Below are 17,843 nucleotides of genomic sequence, written 5' to 3'. Positions count from 1 at the left end.
GGGGCAAGCCTCCTCCCACATTTGATCAGTGGCGTTGATGGATTTATGGCAAGCAGGTCAGGGTCGCCTGCTCATAGTTCAGCGCCTTATTGCGCTCGCCCAGCGTATACGGCGCCTGGCATTGCTGGTCACCCCACTTGATCACCAACGTACCGGCATCCTCTTCGATCAATGCCAATGCCTTGCCGCTAGGGTCGGACATCGCGATCTGCTTGCCCGCAACATTCTCCAGCGACGCACCAAACGGGATGGGCTGGTGATGCGTGTCGAACAGCGCAAACTGCACGCGCCGCCCGCTCTTGCTGGTATAGCGGGCCACCACCACGGCCCCACGACGAGGCACGACCTGCTGGGTGGCGTTATCGATTTCAATGTCAGCGCCCAGGTCACGGGTGTCCAGGCTGATCCAGTTCACCCGGTAAGGCTGCGCATTGGGGATCACTGCATAGCCGTTACGGCCGGTCTTGGCCCCGGAAAAGCTGCCGATCTTCACGCCCTGCACGCCGTCGACGTGCGCCAGCGCAAAGGTCTCGCCCACGGTCTGGCCCAGGTTGATACCGCCTGGGTGGGCCACCACCGACCCCGCCACGTTGAGGTTCTGCGCGCTGTACCCACGGCCCTGGCTGTAGCCGCCGCTGATGTCCATCAGCGAGGTGCGGGTACTGAGGTTGGCCGAGCCGGTGCTGCCGCCTGTGCTGCTGTTACCGCCTTGCAATGAGTAATAGGTGTCGCTGTTTTCGGTCAGGTAGCCGTTGACGCCCAGTTGCGTGGTGTCGCTGCCTTTCTGCGTGCTGGCCGACATAAAGGCCCTCGGCGCGCGGGGCTTTGAGCCCAGCGGAAAGGATACGGACAGGTTGATCAGCGTGTCGTTGTTCGACGCCCCGTAGTTGCCCACGTCCTTGGTATGCGTGGCGCTGAGGTTGTAGCTCACGTCGCCCCAGTAGTTGCTGTAGCCCGCCGACAGGCTTTGCGAACCGCCGCGTCCCCAGTAGCGCTGGTCGCTGGCATTTACGTACACACTGCCGAACTGCTGGTTGCGGCCCAGGCTCTGGTTGATGGTCAGGTCGGTGCGGGTCTTGGAGTTGCCGTTGCGTTTTTGGCCCTCATTGCTGAGTTCCTCGACGTGGTCGGCGAGGGTGCGATAGCCCTCGGTCGAATACCGATAGGCCGCCAGGGTGAAGTTGGTGTCGGTGCCGGTAAAGGTCTTGGCGTATAACGCGCGCACGCTGTTGCCCGTGACCTGCTGGCCGAAGGTGCGGCTGACGGAGTGGGTCATGTCCAGCGATACCGCGCCGATCGACGTGTTGCGTCCAGCCCCCACGGACAACGCCTGGAAGTCCTGCGTGGCTTGTACGCCGACAATCCCCGACAGGTTGTTGCTGATGCCATAGGCCAGGGTGCTACTGACAAATTGCGGTTTTTCTTGCCCGTCGTCATTGCTGTTGTACTGGCCGGCGGAGAGGCTGTATTTCAACTGGCCTTCACGCACCATGATCGGCAGGCTGGAAAATGCCTGCACCGTGACCCGGCGACGGCCGTCAGCCTCGATGACCGTCACTTCCAGGTCGCCGTTGGAGCCGCTGGGGTAAATGTCGCTGATCTCGAACGGGCCCGGCGGCACGTTGGCGGTGTAGAGGATGTAATTGTTCTGGCGGATTTCCACCGTGGCGCTCGATTGCGCAATGCCACGGATGATCGGCGCGTAGCCACGCTCGCTGTCGGCGCGCATGCCGTCGTCGGAGGCCAGCTTGAGACCGCGATAGCGCACGCTGTCGAACAGGTCGGTGTCCGAGAAAATATCCCCGGCACTGAACTGGCCCTTCAAGGCAGTCACGTCATGTTGCAGGTAGGTGCGGTTGCTCTTGAACGTACTGGGGCGGTCGGTGCTGCTGTTGAAGTTCGATTCGTTGCGCAGGCGCCACGCGCCCAGGTTGATGCCGTTGCGCAAGCCCAGGTTATTCGAGAGCGTGGTATCGGCGTCAGTGCTGTTGCGGTTGCTGCTCAATTGGTAATTGATGAACGCCGCAGGCACGCCTTCGTCCCACAGCGCAGGGTCGACGTAGCCGCGCCGCCCACGCTCCATGGCGCGTTGAGGCACGCTGACCAGCAGGCGCAGGCGAGGTACGTCGTAGCGCACGCTGGCATGCTCGATCAAGGCAGGCAGGTCCAGGCAGGCATGCGGGTCGGTATCGACGAGCTTGCCGCTGGCCTGTAATGCGCCGATATCGACGCCCACTTGCTGCAGCATCTCCAGGGTCAGGCAGGCCTCGACCTTGCCGTTTTGCGGGTTGCGCTGAAAGTCGATATCGCGCCGACCAACCAGGGTTTCATTGCCGTACAGGTCAACCCGGTAAGTACCGGGCAGTACGCTGCTGCTGGCGAGCAGCGTGTGCAAATCGACGTCAGCCGCCGCACCTTGCAAAAACGAAGTATTGAATTGTTCGTCGCCATCGGCCTGGCACAATGAGGTGAAGCCCAGGGCAATCAATAACGGCGCCAATCCATCGCGCTTGAATAAAAACATGCAGGAACCCTATATCACCTCCGATACGAACTAACGGAGCGAAGAGAAATACAGTGAAAGTGCGGCTGCGCGAACGTCAGGCGCTTTATGGTGATTCTGTGTTCAAACTTGCTGATGTAGGCGCGCCGTTAACCAGTTGCGCGGAATAACGATCTTGCGCGCCATAGTCGTTAATGCTGCCGAATATCAAGCGTGACGGCTGGCTTGAATTAAGTTGTTTAAGATTGAACTCTTTTAGTTCGCCCGGCCCAATCATTAGCGAATCGAACGGGTGTTCACTGACAGTACCGGCTTGCAGGGTAATGTCGGCAATCGACACGTGATAAATCCCCGGGTTGGTGACCCGCAGCACGTGCTTGCCGTCGTGCTCGGCCAACTGCCAGAGCAGTTCGGTCGGTGCCAGGTAGGCGTTGTTTTTCAAGCCGGCGGGGCGAAAGAACACCTTGATGCGCTGGCGCACGGCAAGCTGCAAGGTGTTCTGGGTTTTCGAGGCCTGGGGGATTTCCTGCACGTTGAGCCACACCACCGATTCCCGGTCGGTGGGCAAGCCGGCGCCAGCATAAATTACCCGCAACAGCTGTTGCTCATTGGCCGTGACCCGCGCCAGCGGTGGGGTAACGGCAAACGGCACGGTGCCGGCAGCAGCGCTGTCGGTGTCGACCCAGGATTGGATCAGCACGTCTTCACCGTTGTTACGCACTGTGATACCGGCTTCTTTGTGTTGGCCATCGAACACCAGCCGTGTGCTGCTCAACGAAATGCCGGCCGTGGCCTGGCTGACCGCAAGCAGGCCCAGCAGGCCCGCGCAGAGGGACAGAGAATGACGAAATAACATGATGGCTACCACTACGTTCGAGAGGTGTGCGGGGCCCGAAGGCCCCGCGACGCTGGGGGGTTATTCGTATTGCAGGGTGAATGGCAAGGTGGCGTCGCCGCGACCCGCTACGACGGATGCAATGTCGGCCGTGGTGACATAGGCGGCCGAGAATTTCAGCGTGGTGTTGCTGTCCTGCAGGGTGTTTTCGATCTTCGCGGTGGTCGGCGAGCTCAGGTCGATCAGCGCGCCGTTGGCGTCAAGCAGCGCGATACCGACGTTCTTGGCTGAGCCCAGGCCGTCGATCAGCTTCAACACTTTGGTGCCGGCAACGATGCCCGAACCTGCGCCTTTGGTCGGTTCGAAGATCATCGCCACCTTGGTGCCGGCGTTGCAGCTGATCTTCATGTCGAAGTTCTCGGCGCTCAGAGTGCCGCTACCTTTTGGCGCGGTCGCGGTGCCCATGTCCTTGATGGACACTTCACCCATGTTGATCGAGATGGTTTTGTTCAGACCAGCGCCTTCAACGGAACAGGCATCATTGTTGATGCTGCCGGTGAAACTGATGGTGCCGCTGCCGGCTTTGGTTGGCGCGGTGGGTTCGCCGGCGGCGAATGCATTAACTGCGGCAAATACCGACAGAGCCAAGAGTGCGCGAGAGAACTGCTTCATGTTGTTTTTCCATGGTTGGGGTTAAAACAACACAATAAGGCGCAGGCCCTGAGTGGGACATCAGACGATCCCTAGAAGTGAACGTTAGTTAAACAAGTTGCGCTCTATGCAATAAGCCAATAAGTCCTGGTCGCTGCTGACCTCCAACTTGCGCATGGCCGCGACTTTTTGCGTGCTGATGGTTTTGGCGCTGCGGTTCAATCCACGGGCAATCTCATTGACGCTTTGCCCGGAGACAAACAGCCGCAGAATCTCATGCTCCTTGGGTGACAACCGGGTGAAGCGCTGGTCGAGGTCGAACGACTCCAGCACCGAGGTCGGCCGCGGCCCATTGCTGCGAATCGGGTTGCCGCGCGCGATGGCCTTGAGCGCAGCCTGGATCTCCACGTGCAGCTGGTTTTTCTGGATCACGGCGAGGACACCCAGTTCCTGCAACCGTGTGAGGATCAGTGGGTTGGAGATCATGGTCAGCACCAGCACGCGCACCCTGGGAAAGTGTCGTACCAGGTATTCCAACAGCTTCAGGCCATCGCCGTAGGGCGAGTCTGCCGGCATGTTGAAGTCGGTGATCACCAGATCCACCTCGGTGTTTTCCAGCAACGTCACCAGTTCGTTGGAGCACACGGCTTCGCCCACCACGCGAAAGCGCTCATCACGCTCGACCAGTTCCCGCACCCCGACCAGCACGATGGGGTGATCGTCTGCGATGACTACGTTGAGGGTTTCCATGGGTTTTTTATCCAGAGTGAAGTTATTCAAGGGTGTCGAGCAATGCCGTGAGGCGCGCGAGGTGCTGCCGTACTTCCAAGGCCAGGGCCGGTGTGACCGCCATGCCGGTCAGGCGTAGCTCCAAACTGACAAAGGCGCTGGCCATATCGTCCAACTGCACCGCGCCCAGAGCGCCGGCCATGCTGTGCAGTTGCTGCGCCGCGCCATTGGCGTCCCGATTGTCCAGCGCGGTCAAGGTAGTCTGTACGTCCTGGCGCAGCGTGGTGACAAACAGCTCACGCATCCTGGGCGACAACGGCGGCATGTCGACCACCGCCGGTATTTCGATCTTGCAGTGTTGTTCCAGCTGCGTACGCAAAGCGGCGAGGCTCAGGGGCTTGACCATCCACGCGTTCATGCCGACAGCGGCGCAATGCTCGCCTTCTTCGCGCAGGGCATTGGCGGTCACCCCGATGATCGGCAGTACGGCATCCTGTCGGCGCAAGGCTTCGGTCAGTTGGTAGCCGTTCATCACCGGCATATTCACGTCGGTCAGCACCAGGTCGAAGCGTCCCGGCAGCCACTGCATCAGCGCCTGTTCGCCGTTGGCCGCCACGACCACCTGGCAACCCAGGGCTTCCAATTGTTCTTTGATAATGGCCGCGTTGATTACATTGTCTTCGGCCACCAGCACCTGCAGGTTCAGTGGTTGCGCGTTGGCGGACGGTACGCGGCGTGGGCCTGCTTCGGCGCCATGCTGCGCCCGGTAGATCGCCCAGGCAATGGCGCGCACATTGTCGGCGTCGACGCTCCAGTCGGCACCGCACGGTTGCGCCGGGTCGGGCCCGCCCGCCGAGGCGATGATGCGCATGCCGGGCCATGCCAGGTCCTGGGCGAAATCCACCAGCAGCGCGTTAGCCGGCATCTCGGCTGACAGCGCACGGCTGGGAAGCCCCAGGCGATTGAGCCAGTTGATCAGGTGCTGCGCCCGTTCGGATTCCTGTGCGCGTACGTAGACAGGCGGCAGGCCGGGGCTGAACGGCGGGCAATCGGCCAGGCTGCCGGGAACGACCTGTAATGCGACCTGCAAGGTAAAGCTGCTGCCCAGCCCGGGCTCACTCACCACATTTAACTGGCCGTGCATCAGCTCGCACAGCCATTTGCAGATTGCCAGGCCCAGCCCGGCACCGGCCTGGCTGGCGGCATCTTCGGCCTGGTAGAAGGGGTCGAAAAGCTGGTGTTGCTGCGCCTGGGAAATGCCCACGCCGGAATCGCTGACCTGCCATTGCAGGCTCACCTGGTCGTCGCTGGTTTGCAGGACACGCAGGCGCAGCACCACGCGCCCGTTATCGGTGAACTTGATCGCGTTGCTCAGCAGGTTGTTGAGGATCTGGCGGATACGCTGCGGGTCACCGCGCAGTCGGTCCGGCAGGTTCGCGTCGATGCAGGCATACAGCTGCAAGCCCTTGGCGCGGGCGAAGGCGCTGTAGGTGCGCACGCTGTCCTCGCTCAGTTCCAGGGGGCAGAAGTCCTGAAGTTCGAGGGTCATTTGCCCGGCTTCGATCTTTGACACATCCAGCACGTCGCTGATCAGTTGGAACAGGGAGGTGGAGGAGCGCTGGATGGTCTGCAGGTAATCCTGCTGGCGTGGTGCGAGCGAGGTCAGGCCGAGCAGCTCCAGAGTGCCTAGCACGCCGTACAGTGGTGTGCGGATTTCATGGCTCATGGTCGCGAGGAAGCGACTCTTGGCCAGGTTCGCCGAATCGGCCGCCTGACGCGCTTCCTCCAGAGCAGCAGCATCTTCGATATGCCGGGTAACATCGTGCACCGCGCACAACCACGCGTCCTGGCCTTGGTAACGGGTGGGCACGAAGGCCACGTGCAGGTGGCGGCCGTCACTTTCAAGGTCGGCCTGGCCCGGCGTGGTGCGCGGCTGCTGCTTGAGCAAGTCGAATAATGCGCGGGCGTCCTGCCATTGCTGGGCACGGCGGTTTTGCAGGAGCACGTGATGATCGCTGCGGCGGATCACGCACAGGCCGGTCGGCGCGGTGTCGATGACCGCGCGGCTGAACGCCTCGCTTTCGGCGATGCTCGCGTGGGCCTGATGGGCGGGCAACACCACTCGCGCCGTGTACCAACGGTTGAAGGCGCGGCCACAGCCCAGCATCGCCAGCACCACGACCAGCAGGCACAGCAGTGGCCACATCGCGTAATCGAGGAAACGTTGCAGGCTGATCACGTAGATCGCTGTCCAGGGCTGCCCGCCCTGGCTGGTCAGTTTGAACACCAGGCCGTCACGGGTGACGTTCACACCTTCGTTCAGCACCTGGCCGGGCGTTACTGCACCGGTCAGGACAACTCCGTCGGGGGTGATCAAGGTGAAGTTGTCGTAGATCGACCACTGCATCAAGCGCTCGATGTTATTGACCTTGGCCAGGTCCAGCAGAGAGGCCACCACCACCCAGGTGTTGGCGCCGTCGATGGTCAGCGCGGTCGAGGCCAGGTTGATGTCGACATAGCCCAGCAGCACGGGCGCACCGTTGTGATCGGGTGCGGCGGCGTAGGGTTCCCAGTGCACTTGATGATCCGTCCGCGACGAATTCTTTGCGTGCAGGCGTTCGTTCAACTGGGTCAGCACGTCCAGCAGCGTACCGACGGGCACCTGGCCGCCATCGCGCAGCCGGCCGGTGGCGGGCACGCTGATGTCGAAGTTATCCGGTCCGTTGACCACCATTACCTGGGGCGACTGATAGTGAGAGGCGGACCAGAATGCGCTGTAGTAAGCCGACAAGTAGGTGCCGAGGGCGAACACCTTGGGGTGCTCGGCGGCGGCGATCTTGTCCGGGTTGATTTTCAGGCTGTAGGGCAGGGAAAACGGCAGCCCGCGACCCTCATAGATATTCGGTCCTTCTTCGGGCAGCGGCTTTTGCGCAACGGGTGGGAGCAGGGCCGAAGGGTTGAGTTCGCCCTTGATACTGCCCCGCGAGACATCGCGCAGGAAGGCTTCCTGCTCGTGGATATTCTCCATCAGCCGGGCGAAATGGAATTGCAGGGTTTCATGCTGCTCCTGGACCATGCGTTGCACCCCCAGGCAGCTGATACCCAGCAGCAACAGCACCAAGGCTCCCAATACCAGCAAGCCTTTGTTCAGGCGCAGTGAACTGCTGGTGAGTTTCTCCAGGAAGGCATTGGGGTGATGCATGACGCGGTGACCTCGCAAGCTAACGGCGTTGTTCCACACCCGGCAGCCGGTCAATAGGCGCTCGCAGGCCCGTCGTGGGTCAGCAATTGCTGGAACTGATCCGCAGAGACGGCGTGAGAGATCAGGAAACCCTGGACCTGAGTGCAGTCGATCTTACGCAACAGCGCAAGTTCTTGCGCGGTTTCTACGCCTTCGGCGACCACGATCAAGCCCAATTGACGCCCCAGGCTGACGATGCTGGTGAGTGCCTGGGCCAATTCTTCGTTGGCGTTGCAGCCCTGCACCAGGGCACGGTCGATCTTTACCTCGGTGAACGGTGCCGACACCAGGTTCATGTACGAGCTGTAGCCCTTGCCGAAATCGTCCTGGGACAGGCCGAAACCCTTGATGCGCAAGCGGCAGGCGCCGGCGTAGAAATTGCTGATGTCGTCGGGCACCGAGCATTCCATCAGCTCGAAACAGATACGTGCCGGCAGCCCATGGTGTTCCAGCACGAACGCCAGGATGCGGTCGGGCAGGTCGTGGCTGTTGAGCAGGTGCGTGGGCAGGTTGATGGACACCGGGATGTCATAGCCTTGTTGGCGCCATACGGCTTGGGCGGCCATCGCTTGTTTGAGCACGCACCACAACAGGCGTTCTTCCAGGTGGCAGGCGATCAATGCCGGCAGGAACACGCCGGGCAGCAACAGGCCATGCTCGGGGTGTACCCAGCGCACCAGGGCTTCGGCCGCGACGATGCGGCCATTGTTCAGGGCTTTCTTGGGTTGGAACCAGGCTTGCAGTTCACCATTATCGAGGGCGTTCATCAGGCTTTGGCAATCGATGCCGGGCTGGGTCTGGGCCGGGGCAACCTGGCGCAGAGCCTGCAGCTGGTCGATCAGGCAACGCAGGGCCGCGGCATTCACCGGCTTGGAAATCAACCCGATCACCTTCACTTGCAGGTTACTCGCCACCAGGCTTGCACCCATCAGCATGCGCCGTGACGCGGCGCTCATGATCGCCAGCGCGGGGCATGAGGGTTGTGCGGCCAGGCCCTGGATAAATTGCACACCGTCCATGCCAGGCATCAGCAAGTCGGTGAGCACCAGGTCGAAATCGCGTTGTTTCAGGCAGGCCAGCGCGGCTTCACCGTCCCTGGCGCAGACCACGTCAAAATCGCCCAACTCGCTGAACAGGTTCTGCAAATACAGGTGCTGAAAGGGATGGTCTTCAACGATCAGAATGCTACAGGGTTTCATGGGTAGCTCGTGCGTAGGGAGCCAGGGCAGTGAACAAGGCTCGCAGTGTGAAGGGTTTGACCAGGCAGTGATTCATGCCGGCCGCCAGGCACAAGGCATCTTCACCGCGCAGGGCGTTGGCGGTTGCGCCGAGGATCGGGGTGTTGCAGCCAAGGCACCGCAGGGCTTCGGCCAGTTCGTAGCCATTGAGCTTGGGCATGTTGACGTCAGTGAGCACGATGTCGAAGGCGCCTTCGTGCCAGCGCGACAAGGCCTCTTCGCCATCGCCGGCCAGCTCTACGGTACAACCGAGTTCTTCAAGCTGGTCACGCAGGATCAACTGGTTGATGGCGTTGTCTTCGGCCACCAGGATATGCAGGTGCAAGGGGTGCAGGTCGCGCCGCTCGCAACGCGCCTGGGACGGTGCGGCCTGGCCGTTCTGGGCGTGGCGAACCGCCTGGTGGATCGCGTTCAGGTCGTTGAGGTTGACCTGCCAGCCATCGCCGGTGAACTGCGGTTCGTGGGCACCATCGCTGCTGGCGAATACCCGTGGGCCGTGCCAGGAGGTGTCCAGGCTGCGCTCTACCAGTTCGAGCAGTACCGCGGGTGCGGCCAGCTCGGCGCTGGACGGCGGGCCGACCTGCGCACGGGCACCCCAGCGGCGCAGCCAGCCGCAGAGGCTGTCGGCCAGTTCGCGTACAGGCGAGAGCACATACACCACCTCCTGCGCCAACGGCGGCCGCAGCGACGGCACGATGCTAGCGGGTTGCTCCAGCGGCACGGCCAGGGAAAAGCTGCTGCCCAGCCCCGGCTCGCTGACCATGCGCAGGGTGCCGTTCATCAAGTGGGTCAGGCGCAGGCAAATGGGCAGGCCGAGGCCGGTGCCGGCGATCACATGGGGGTTGCCTTCGGTCTGGTAGAACGGCTCGAAGATCAGTGCCTGGTCTTCCTGGGCGATGCCTTTGCCAGTGTCCGAGACTTGCCATTGCAGGCACGCCCGTTCGCCTTCACGGCTGAGCTTTTTGACCCGCAGTACTACGCGCCCGGAGTCGGTGAACTTGACCGCATTGCTCAGCAGGTTGTTGAGGATCTGGCGCAAGCGGCTGGCATCGCCGATCAGGCGCAGCGGCAGTTGCGGGTCGAGGCACGCATACAGCTGCAAACCCTTGCTCTGTGCGGCGGCGGCGTAACCCTGCACCACTTCCTGCACCAGGCTGGGCACACAAAACTCACTCAACTCCAGGGCCAATTGGCCGGCTTCGATCTTTGACACGTCGAGCACATCGCAGATCAGTTGCAGCAGCGTCGCCGAGGAACCTTCGATGGCATGCAGGTAGCTTTTCTGCTGGGCATCCAGGCGAGTACGGGCGAGAAGCTCCAGGGTACCGAGCACGCCATACAGCGGCGTGCGGATTTCGTGACTCATGGTCGCCAGGAACAGTGTCTTGGCTTCGTTGGCGGCATCGGCGGATTGGCGTGCCTGTTCCAGCGCCGCTTCGATCTGGGTGCGTGCGCTGATGTCGCTGAAGGCGCAGAGCAACACGTCTTCCCCCTTGTAGCGGGTGGGCGCGCAGCTCAGATACAGGTGGCGGCCATCGGCGGCTTTGAAGTAGTCGGTGAGGCAGGGGGCGTCCGTATCGAAGGCATTACGGATCCAGCCCGGCCCCAGCTGCGCGCCGGCCTGGCCGAGCCATTGTTGGGCGAGAGTATTTTCCAGCACCACTTCGCCGTCCGTGCGCCGCAGCACGCACAGGGCCACGGGCGCAGTCTGGATCACATCGCGGCTGAACAGCTCGCTTTCCACCAGCGCCTGGATGCGGTGGATGGCGGGGATGATGAAGCGGTGTTCCAGGCGGCGGGTCAACAGGGCCACCAGGCTGATGGTCAGCAGGCAGAACAGCAGGGCGCCGAGCATCTGCGGCCATAGTGCCCAGAGCACCGCGTGCAGGTCGATGGAGTAGGTGAGCTGCCAGTCCGACGACTTCAGCTGTTTGCGCAACACCAATTGCTCGGGCAGCCAACCGTCGCCGACAAAGCCGAAGAAGTCCTGCTGGCGCAGGTGCGGCAGGTTTTGCCCGGGCGGCGGGTTACGGCTGTTGCTGAATAGAGGCATACCTTGGGCGTTGAACATGGTGAACTCGCCAGCACTGTGGTCGCTCAAGGCGTTGGAGACTTCACGGTCATCCATCTCCAGGCCGAGCCAGCCGGAGTCCAGGTCGCGTTCATCCAGGCGGATAAAGATATATAGCTGCGAGTTGCCGCCGTCGGTGTGGGTCAGCCAGAGTTCCTGCAGGGTTTTCTGCTGCTTGAGGGCATTGAGTTGCACCAGCATGGGCGCGGGAAAATCGGCAGCCACGGGACCCGCATCGTACAGTCGCAGCACCTGGGCATCGGTGCCGACGTACAGCAGGTTGAGCTGCTTGGCCTTCAGGAAGTCGCGCATGCGCTGGGTCAGCCAGATGCTCCATTGCTTACCCGGGATTTTGCCGAGCAACAGGCGGATTTCCTCATCGTTCACCGGCAGGTTCAATTTGGCCTTGCGTGTAGCCGACAGGCTGAGGCTTTCCAGCAGGGCTTCACGGGTGGTGAAAAAGGTATGGGCCTCGGCGATGGCGCTGCTCATGTAGCTGCGCCGCTGGGAGATCTCGTTGTTGAACGTAAATAGCAGGAAGCTGTACACGCCGCCCAGCATGCCCACCAGCAGCACCAGCGCAAAAATGCGCAACAGGCGGCGGGCGGCGTGGGGCGTGGACAGGACGGGGCTGATCTGGTGGAGATAGTTCTTTAATCGCATCCCGTCACTCTAGGGATGGCCGTATGTAGGAAAAATCAGACGATCCTTAGTTTGCTACAGGTAGTTCACGATAAAGGTGACTTCGGTGTTGGCGCTGCCGGCTTCGACGTTGCCGGTGGGCAAGCGGTAATACGAGGCCGACAAGGGAATCTTGAAATTGGTGCCTGTGGTGGTGAAACCGCTGAAGGAGTAGGTGGTATCAAACGCGATGGGTTGCCCGGCATCATCCATCAATTGCAGGGCGATGCCTTTGGCGGTGGAGCCGCCGTTGAGCGCGACGACACCTTTTGCCGCGTCGACGATGGGCGTGGTGGCCTTGAGCGAATAGGTGACTTTATTGATACCGGTCTGGCACTGGTTCAAGCCGATGTCGAAGCGAATGGTGCGAGGGGTTGTGCCTGCGTCGCGAAATTCCCAGAGCTGATAGTCGTCGCCCATGGCGACGTGGACGGAAGGGGTCTGGCAGGAGGCGGCGTTCAACACCAGGGGGGTGGTCAGGTTGTACTTGCTGATGATCAGATCGTCAGCTTGCAAGTTGCCCAGGTTGCCGGCAGCGACCTTGACCTGTGGAGACAGCGGGCCTGACTTGACGATTTCCAGGCGTACCGAGCCTGGGGGGATGCCGTAACCACTCGGCTTAAGGGAAGCAGGTGCAGCCATATAGTAATCCAGGCTGTCGATCCAGACGCGGAACGAAAGGCCTGTCTTGCCGATAGGGTAGGTCGAGCCGCTGGTGACCGAGCCTAACGCAGGGTTTATCACGATGCCGTATTGGGAGGAACCTGTGCATTTCCAGCTGTTCTGACCCGATTGCACCGTGTCTTGGTAAATCACGGTGCCGTCGGGAGTGTCAGCGGGAACTGTCAGGCTGCCGCTGGACAGACTTGCGCCGAAATTAAGGGTTTCATTGGTGTTGACGGTGGCTGTGCAATTAGCCGCGGAGGCGGCTGATGCGCCCGCCAGGGTGACGACCGCGAGGCAAGCAAACTGTTTTAAGGAAGTCATGGGAAGGAGGGTGTCGACTGGCCAAAAGGCTACTCAGAGTACTCAGCGAAGGCGTCACACCCCATCAGGCAATCCTTAGAACCCCACCACTCATCCGCCAATTACCAAGCAAGCTAATAATTCCATTTGACATTCGCTGCCTAAGCAGTAACATCTTGTCATACATTCACTGCCTAGGCAGTAATAAGGTGACTTCCGATGCCCCACTTCACCCCTGACAGCTTTCGCAACTGCCACCTCGGCCTGCTCCTGGGCCGGGCGGCGCTGCTCAAGGACCGCATTATCGACACCCATATGGAGCCGTACGGTGTGACCGCCGCGCAGTTCAAGGTGTTGATCATCATTGCCCAGTTCGACGTGGATACCCCGGCGGAGCTGTGCCGCAACCTGTCCCTGGACAGCGGTTCCATGACCCGCATGCTCGACCGCCTGGAGCAGAAAGGCCTACTGGCACGCCAGCGTTCCGAGCAGGACCGGCGCCAGGTGCGGCTGGTGCTGACCGAAGACGGCCAGCGCCTGGCGGACATGCTGCCGCACATCGGTGCCCAGTCGATGAACGAATTGGCCGGCGCACTGGAGCCCGGCGAGCTGCAGACCCTGGAGCGGATCCTCAAGAAAATTCTGGTAGCTGCCGGTGACGCCATCGTCATCCAGCGGGTAGGTAAAGAATGAACACACGTGCACTCAGCCTGGTGCTGGTGGCCATGACCATGGCCGGTTGCGCCAACTACAGCGGCCTCGACACCCAAGGCAAACGCCTCGACGCCAGCACATTGCAAACCGGTAAAACCTTGAGCGGTGTGACCTTGTCGAGCGCTGCCTGGCCGACCGCTGACTGGTGGAAAAGCCTCGGCGACCCGCAACTCGACGGTCTGATCCAGGAAGCCCTGCAAAACAGCCCCGACATGCAAGTCGCCAGCGCCCGGGCCCACCAGGCCGAGGCTGCTGCCTATGCCGCCAACGCCGAGCGCATGCCGACCCTCGACGCCAGCGCCGGTGTCAGCCGCTCGCGCCTGGCAAAAGACCAGGACCCGCGCGGTGAAGGCGATGCTTATTCGACCGTGCGCAACATCGGCGCCAGCTTCAACTACACCTTCGACCTCTGGGGCGGCCAGCGGGCTGCCTGGGAAGCCGCGTTGGGTGAGGCGCGTGCTGCCCAGGTCGACCAGCAGGCCGCGCGCCTGACCCTGGCCGCCAACGTGGCCAAGGCCTACAGCGACCTGGGCCAGGCCCATATCGTGCGCGACCTGGCCAACGACGACCTCAAGCGCACCCGGCAGATGCTCGACCTGGGCAAGCGCCGGCTGAATTCGGGCATCGACAGCCAGTACCAGTACCAGCAGACCGAAAGCCTGGAAGCCAGCGCCCAGTCGCAACTGATCGACGCGGAAAAACAGCTGCAAAGCGCCAAGATCGCCCTGGCCGTATTGCTTGGCAAAGGCCCGGACCGTGGCAGTGAACTGGCCCGGCCCAACGTGCTGAAACCCAGCGCGGTGGCCGTGCCCTCGGTGCTGCCGGCCGAGCTGTTGGGCCGCCGCCCGGACCTGATCGCCGCGCGCTGGCGGGTCGAATCGGCGGGCCGGAACATCGATGCCAGCAAGACGCGCTTCTACCCTAACCTCAACCTGAGCGCGAGCGCCGGGGCCGAGTCGTTGCTGGGGGATGCGATGTTCGGGTCGGCCAGCCGCTTCTTCAACATTGCGCCGACGATCTCGCTGCCGATCTTCGACGGCGGCCGCCTGCGTGCCGACCTCGATGCCCGCGACGCCGACTACGACCTGGCGGTGGCGCAGTACAACAAAACCCTGGTGCAAGCCCTGGGCGATATCGGCAACACCCTTTCGCAACTGCGCGACACCGGCCGGCAGATCCAGGCCCAGCAACATGCCGCGGACATTGCCCAGCAGTCCTACGACACCGGGGTGCAGCGCTACAGCTCCGGGATCGGTAACTACCTGGATGTGCTCAGCATCGAGCAGCAACTGCTGCAGGCCCAGCGTCAGCTGGCAACCCTGAATGCCGCGCAGATCGATCTGTCGATTCAACTGATGCAGGCCCTGGGCGGCGGCTACAGCGCCGACAACGTGGCAGCGACCACCCCCGCCACACGCACGGAATAATTTGAGGTATTTGTCATGGCCACTGCCGAAAACACCAATGCAACCGAACAACCCAAAGACAACAACCCCCGCAAACGCAAGGTGATGCTGATCGGCCTGGCGCTGATCGTCATCCTCGCCGTGGTCGGCGTATGGGGCTGGTATGAGCTGTACGGCCGCTTCAGCGAAAGCACCGACGACGCCTACGTGAACGGCAACGTGGTGGAAATCACCCCGCTGGTCACCGGCACCGTGGTCAGCATCGGCGCCGACGATGGCGACCTGGTCCACGAGGGCCAGGTGCTGATCAACTTCGACCCGAACGACGCCGCCGTCGGCCTGCAAAGTGCCCAGGCCAACCTGGCCCGCACCGTGCGCCAGGTGCGCGGCCTGTACAGCAACGTCGACGGCATGAAGGCCCAGGTCAATGCGCAGAAAGCCGACGTGCAGACCGCCCAGGACAACTTCAATCGTCGTAAAACCCTGGCCCAGGGCGGGGCGATTTCCCAGGAGGAGCTGTCCCATGCCCGTGACAGCCTCACTGCGGCCAAAAACGCCCTGACCAACCTTGAGCAACAACTGAAAACCACCAATGCGTTGGTGGACGACACGGTGATCAGTTCTCACCCGGATGTGCAGGCCGCCGCCGCGCAACTGCGCCAGGCCTACCTGGCCAATGCGCGCAGCACCTTGATCGCACCGGTCACCGGCTATGTGGCCAAGCGCACCGTACAACTGGGCCAGCGCGTACAACCGGGCACCGCATTGATGGCGGTGATCCCGCTGAACCAGCTGTGGATCGACGCCAACTTCAAGGAAACCCAACTGCGTGACATGCGCATCGGCCAGCCGGTGGACATCGAATCGGACATCTACGGCAGCGACGTGAAATTCAGCGGCACCATCGACAGCCTCGGCGCCGGTACCGGCAGCGCGTTTGCCCTGCTGCCGGCGCAGAACGCCACGGGTAACTGGATCAAGATCGTGCAACGGGTGCCGGTGCGTATCCACATCAATGCCGAAGAACTGGCCAAGCACCCGCTGCGCGTAGGTTTGAGCACCCTGGTCAAGGTCGACCTGCATGACCAGAGCGGCCCGGTACTGGCGCAACAGGCGCCGCAGAAGGCCTCGTTCAGCACCAACGTGTATGACCGCCAACTCGCCGAGGCCGACGCCATGATCACCCAGTTGATCCATGACAACAGCCTCGCCGCGCCCAAGGCTGTGCAACGCTGATGAGCAATAACGCCTCCTTCACGCCACCCAGCCTGTTGATGGCCACCATTGGCCTGTCGCTGGCGACCTTCATGCAGGTGCTCGACACCACCATCGCCAACGTGGCGTTGCCGACCATTTCCGGCAACCTGGGCGTGAGTTCGGAGCAGGGCACCTGGGTCATCACCTCGTTTGCGGTGAGCAACGCGATTGCCTTGCCGCTCACCGGCTGGCTGAGCCGGCGGTTTGGCGAGGTCAAGCTGTTCTTGTGGGCGACGATGCTGTTCGTGCTGGCGTCGTTCCTGTGTGGTATTTCCACGTCGATGCCCGAGCTGATCGCTTTTCGCGTCATACAAGGCCTGGTGGCCGGGCCGTTGTACCCGATGACCCAAACGCTGCTGATCGCCGTCTACCCGCCGGCGAGGCGAGGCATGGCCCTGGCGTTGCTGGCGATGGTCACGGTGGTGGCGCCGATTGCCGGGCCGATCCTCGGCGGCTGGATCACCGACAGCTACAGCTGGCCGTGGATCTTCTTCATCAACGTGCCCATCGGTATCTTTGCGGTGATGGTGGTGCGTTCGCAGTTGAAGAAACGTCCGGTGCAGACCAGTTATCAGCCGATGGACTACGTCGGGTTGCTGAGCTTGATCGTCGGCGTGGGCGCCTTGCAGATCATTCTCGACAAGGGCAATGACCTGGACTGGTTCGAATCCAACTTTATTATCGTGGGCGCGGCGATTTCGGTGATTGCCCTGGCGGTGTTCATCATCTGGGAACTCACCGACAAACACCCGGTGGTCAACCTGAAGCTGTTTGCCTACCGCAACTTCCGCATCGGCACCATCGTGTTGATCCTGGGGTACGCAGGCTTCTTCGGCATCAACCTGATCCTGCCGCAATGGTTGCAGACCCAGATGGGCTACACCGCGACCTGGGCCGGGCTGGCGGTGGCGCCGATCGGTATTTTGCCGGTGCTGATGTCACCGTTCGTGGGCAAGTACGCGCACAAGTTCGACCTGCGCCTGCTGGCGGGCCTGGCCTTCCTGGCGATTGGCTTGAGCTGCTTCATGCGCGCAGGTTTCACCAATGAGGTGGACTTCCAGCACATCGCCCTGGTGCAGCTGTTCATGGGGATTGGCGTGGCGCTGTTCTTCATGCCGACCTTGAGCATATTGATGTCCGACCTGCCGCCGCACCAGATTGCCGACGGCGCGGGCCTGGCCACGTTCCTGCGCACCCTGGGCGGCAGCTTCGCGGCGTCGCTGACCACCTGGATCTGGATTCGCCGGGCGGACCAGCACCATGCCTACATGAGCGAGAACATGACCACCTACGACTCGGCGACCCGCGATGCCTTGCAGGCGCTCGGTGGGGCAGGGCAGAAGGCCTATACGCAGCTGGACCAGATCCTCACCAGCCAGGCATACATGATGTCCACCGTGGATTACTTCACGTTGCTGGGGTGGATGTTCATGGGGTTGATGCTGCTGGTGTGGCTGGCCAAGCCGCCGTTTGGCGCCAAGGCCGGGCCGGAAGCCTCAGGCCACTGATCAGTAAAGGTTGAAATACAATTCAATGTGGGAGGGGGCTTGC

12 protein-coding genes are annotated in these 17,843 nt (G+C 62.0%); 4 read left to right on the top strand and 8 right to left on the bottom strand.

Annotated elements, in window-relative coordinates; genetic code table 11:
- Positions 1-43: 43 nt before the first annotated feature.
- The 8 genes from BM110_RS06770 to BM110_RS29735 all read right to left on the bottom strand — a co-directional run bounded on the left by BM110_RS06770 (position 44) and on the right by BM110_RS29735 (position 12,591).
- Positions 44-2,524, bottom strand: coding sequence for a fimbria/pilus outer membrane usher protein (locus tag BM110_RS06770; RefSeq protein ID WP_093512871.1), 2,481 nt, complete (start codon positions 2,522-2,524; stop codon positions 44-46).
- Between the two features lie 85 nt (positions 2,525-2,609).
- The gene (locus BM110_RS06765) at positions 2,610-3,359 is read right to left on the bottom strand and encodes a fimbrial biogenesis chaperone (RefSeq protein WP_093512869.1); all 750 of its coding nucleotides are present in this window, start codon (positions 3,357-3,359) and stop codon (positions 2,610-2,612) included.
- Between the two features lie 60 nt (positions 3,360-3,419).
- A complete protein-coding gene (locus tag BM110_RS06760; protein ID WP_093124020.1) occupies positions 3,420-4,010 on the bottom strand; it encodes a fimbrial protein in 591 nt (196 codons plus the stop codon).
- An 84-nt stretch (positions 4,011-4,094) separates the two neighbouring features.
- Positions 4,095-4,739, bottom strand: a complete 645-nt coding sequence (locus tag BM110_RS06755; protein WP_093124016.1) for a response regulator — start codon at positions 4,737-4,739, stop codon at positions 4,095-4,097.
- Between the two features lie 22 nt (positions 4,740-4,761).
- Positions 4,762-7,920: a hybrid sensor histidine kinase/response regulator gene (locus tag BM110_RS06750; protein ID WP_093512867.1), complete on the bottom strand. Its 3,159-nt coding sequence runs from the start codon at positions 7,918-7,920 to the stop codon at positions 4,762-4,764.
- Positions 7,921-7,970: 50 nt separating this feature from the next.
- Complete coding sequence (locus BM110_RS06745) at positions 7,971-9,158, bottom strand: response regulator cyclic di-GMP phosphodiesterase PvrR (RefSeq protein ID WP_093512865.1); 1,188 nt, start codon at positions 9,156-9,158, stop codon at positions 7,971-7,973.
- Positions 9,145-11,931 (bottom strand): ATP-binding protein, encoded by a 2,787-nt coding sequence (locus BM110_RS06740; RefSeq protein WP_093512863.1) that lies wholly within the window; start codon positions 11,929-11,931, stop codon positions 9,145-9,147. The genes BM110_RS06745 and BM110_RS06740 overlap by 14 nt, the downstream gene beginning before the upstream one ends.
- 54 nt (positions 11,932-11,985) lie before the next feature.
- Positions 11,986-12,591 (bottom strand): fimbrial protein, encoded by a 606-nt coding sequence (locus BM110_RS29735; protein ID WP_256575362.1) that lies wholly within the window; start codon positions 12,589-12,591, stop codon positions 11,986-11,988.
- A 543-nt stretch (positions 12,592-13,134) separates the two neighbouring features.
- Between BM110_RS29735 and BM110_RS06730 the strand changes: the two genes are divergently transcribed.
- The 4 genes from BM110_RS06730 to BM110_RS06715 are packed head-to-tail and all read left to right on the top strand — an operon-like array spanning position 13,135 to position 17,800.
- Positions 13,135-13,608: a MarR family winged helix-turn-helix transcriptional regulator gene (locus BM110_RS06730; protein WP_092244885.1), complete on the top strand. Its 474-nt coding sequence runs from the start codon at positions 13,135-13,137 to the stop codon at positions 13,606-13,608.
- Positions 13,605-15,056, top strand: coding sequence for an efflux transporter outer membrane subunit (locus BM110_RS06725; RefSeq protein WP_093512859.1), 1,452 nt, complete (start codon positions 13,605-13,607; stop codon positions 15,054-15,056). Before BM110_RS06730 ends, BM110_RS06725 begins: the two co-directional genes overlap by 4 nt.
- Positions 15,057-15,071: 15 nt before the next feature.
- Positions 15,072-16,271 (top strand): HlyD/EmrA/EmrK family protein, encoded by a 1,200-nt coding sequence (locus BM110_RS06720; protein WP_071493452.1) that lies wholly within the window; start codon positions 15,072-15,074, stop codon positions 16,269-16,271.
- Positions 16,271-17,800 carry a DHA2 family efflux MFS transporter permease subunit gene (locus BM110_RS06715; protein ID WP_058423856.1) on the top strand — a complete coding sequence of 510 codons (1,530 nt, stop codon included), beginning with the start codon at positions 16,271-16,273 and terminating at the stop codon, positions 17,798-17,800. The genes BM110_RS06720 and BM110_RS06715 overlap by 1 nt, the downstream gene beginning before the upstream one ends.
- Positions 17,801-17,843 lie beyond the last annotated feature (43 nt).

Source organism: Pseudomonas sp. NFPP28 (genome assembly GCF_900115535.1).
In the GTDB taxonomy this organism is placed as follows: domain Bacteria; phylum Pseudomonadota; class Gammaproteobacteria; order Pseudomonadales; family Pseudomonadaceae; genus Aquipseudomonas; species Aquipseudomonas extremorientalis.
This window is presented reverse-complemented; position numbering and strand designations above follow the sequence as displayed.

Bases quoted from the DNA above. Each gene is read 5' to 3' on its own strand.
- BM110_RS06725 (WP_093512859.1), top strand. From the start codon at position 13,605: ATGAACACACGTGCACTCAGCCTGGTGCTGGTGGCCATGACCATGGCC.
- BM110_RS29735 (WP_256575362.1), bottom strand. From the start codon at position 12,591: ATGGCTGCACCTGCTTCCCTTAAGCCGAGTGGTTACGGCATCCCCCCA.
- BM110_RS06760 (WP_093124020.1), bottom strand. From the start codon at position 4,010: ATGAAGCAGTTCTCTCGCGCACTCTTGGCTCTGTCGGTATTTGCCGCA.
- BM110_RS06740 (WP_093512863.1), bottom strand. From the start codon at position 11,931: ATGCGATTAAAGAACTATCTCCACCAGATCAGCCCCGTCCTGTCCACG.
- BM110_RS06765 (WP_093512869.1), bottom strand. From the start codon at position 3,359: ATGTTATTTCGTCATTCTCTGTCCCTCTGCGCGGGCCTGCTGGGCCTG.
- BM110_RS06720 (WP_071493452.1), top strand. From the start codon at position 15,072: ATGGCCACTGCCGAAAACACCAATGCAACCGAACAACCCAAAGACAAC.
- BM110_RS06715 (WP_058423856.1), top strand. From the start codon at position 16,271: ATGAGCAATAACGCCTCCTTCACGCCACCCAGCCTGTTGATGGCCACC.
- BM110_RS06730 (WP_092244885.1), top strand. From the start codon at position 13,135: ATGCCCCACTTCACCCCTGACAGCTTTCGCAACTGCCACCTCGGCCTG.
- BM110_RS06770 (WP_093512871.1), bottom strand. From the start codon at position 2,524: ATGTTTTTATTCAAGCGCGATGGATTGGCGCCGTTATTGATTGCCCTG.
- BM110_RS06755 (WP_093124016.1), bottom strand. From the start codon at position 4,739: ATGGAAACCCTCAACGTAGTCATCGCAGACGATCACCCCATCGTGCTG.
- BM110_RS06750 (WP_093512867.1), bottom strand. From the start codon at position 7,920: ATGCATCACCCCAATGCCTTCCTGGAGAAACTCACCAGCAGTTCACTG.
- BM110_RS06745 (WP_093512865.1), bottom strand. From the start codon at position 9,158: ATGAAACCCTGTAGCATTCTGATCGTTGAAGACCATCCCTTTCAGCAC.